2 protein-coding genes are annotated in these 1,881 nt (G+C 75.6%); one reads left to right on the plus strand and one right to left on the minus strand.

Annotated elements, in window-relative coordinates:
* Nucleotides 1-583 (minus strand): AMP-binding protein (locus tag AB0K09_RS33065; RefSeq protein ID WP_366069088.1); only part of this gene is annotated, 583 nt, incomplete at its 3' end.
* A gap of 192 nt (nt 584-775) precedes the next feature.
* Here AB0K09_RS33065 and AB0K09_RS33070 point away from each other — a divergent pair.
* Nucleotides 776-1,881 (plus strand): serine-threonine protein kinase (locus AB0K09_RS33070; RefSeq protein WP_366069089.1); only part of this gene is annotated, 1,106 nt, incomplete at its 3' end.

The following is a 1,881-nucleotide window of genomic DNA, read 5'->3' on the forward strand; positions in this document are numbered from 1 at the left end:
GGGCCCCGGAGCGGGCCGCGGCGAGCAGGTCCTCCGCGTCCCGGGCCGGAGCCGGGCGCGGACCGCGCAGGACGCGCTCGTCGTTCCGGGTCTGGAGGTCCGCCTCGTGCACGGTCAGGACCGTGCGGACGGATGTGCCCGCCGCGGTCTCCCGCAGGAACTCCTCCCACGCGTGGTCCGCGCACACCAGCGCGGAGACCTCCGCGTCCCGCAGCACGTGCGCGACCTCATCCGCTCTGAGCATGGGATTGACGGGCACCACGATGCCCCCGGCCCGCCACACGGCCAGGACGGCGAGGACCAGCTGCGGGGTGTTCTGCAGCGCCACCGCGGCCCGGTCCCCGGGCCGGAAGCCGCGCGCGGCCAGACGGCCGGCGAGCGCGCCGGACAGCTCGTCCGTCTCCCGGTAGGTCAGCCGCCCGTCGAAATAGGCGAGGGCGTGCCGGTCCGGGACGCGCCGGACGGCGCCGAGGAAGGCGTACAGGAGGCTCGGCGGCGGCGCGACGGGGCCGCGCTGCGCTTCGCTGAGCCGGTCCAGCCAGGGTCGGTCGCGGTAGGAGGGGCGGGGAGGGCGTTCGGTCATGGTGGCCGCACACTAACCAGTCGGTATGCCGTACGGAAGGGCAGGTTCCAGCCTCCCGGATCCCGGAGGTCCGCAGCCGGCACAACAGCCGCACACGACCCACGAACGTGTGAACCAGTCGGACAAAGGCTGGACAGGCCCACTTGACAGCAGGACGATGCGCGCACAGCGGGACCGGCACAGGGGGACGCCATGGCCAGCACGCGGGTGGAGCCGTACTGGGAACTGACCTTCGACGCCGAGGGGGACGCGGACCCCCGGGAGCGGGACGCGCTGATACGCGGGGCCGCGCAGACCGGCGTCACCGATCTGATGATCTTCGCGCATGGCTGGAACAGCAGCCCCAGCACGGCCACCCGCCTCTACCGGTCCTTCTTCGCCCTGTTCGGCGGCCTGCCCGTCACCGGGTCCGCGCGCCTCGGCCACGCCGGGGTGATCTGGCCGTCGATGCGGTTCACCGACGAGCCCATACCCGACTTCCCGGACCGGCCCGCCGCCGCTGCCGGCCCGGGGCTCGCGCCCGGCACGCGGGAGGCGCTGGAGGCGGTCTTCCCGGACCGGCGCGAGGTGATCGGCCGGCTCTCGGAACTGGCCGAGGGGCGGCCGGAGGACCCGGCGCGGCTGACGGAGTTCGCGGAACTCGCCCGTACGCTCGCCGGCCGGCCCGGCAGCGGCCCGGCCAGCGGTGCCGCCGGCACCGCCACCGGTCCCGCGCCCGATCCCGCCGCCGACACCGGTGCCGACACCGGCGTCCCCGCCATGCTCACCGAGGACCCGCGCCAGGTCTGCGAACGCTTCGCCGACGCCCTGGCCGGCACCGGCGCCGCGCCGGCCACGCTGCTGGGCGGCGCCCTGCGGCGGTTGTGGGACGGCGCGCTGGAACTCCTGCGCCAGATCACCTACTTCGAGATGAAGCGCCGCGCGGGCACGGTCGGCGAAGCCGGGCTCGGCCCCGCCCTGGGCGCGCTCGCCGGCGCCTGCCCCGGCCTGCGGGTACACCTGATCGGGCACAGCTTCGGCGCCCGGCTGATGGCCTTCGCGCTGCGCGGACTCCCGGCGCACACCAACCCGGTGCGCTCCCTCACCATGCTCCAAGGCGCCTTCTCGCACTACGCCTTCGCGAGCCGGCTGCCCTTCGACGCCCGCCACGCCGGAGCCCTCGGCGGCCTCGCCGCCCGCGTCAACGGCCCGGTCGTCGGCTGCCATTCGCGCCACGACCTGGCGCTCGCCGTGATGTACCCGCTCGCGTCACGGCTCTCCGGCGACGACCACGCGCTGCTGGGGCTGGACGAGGCCCG

This window comes from Streptomyces sp. NPDC049577, from assembly GCF_040675635.1.
GTDB lineage: Bacteria > Actinomycetota > Actinomycetes > Streptomycetales > Streptomycetaceae > Streptomyces.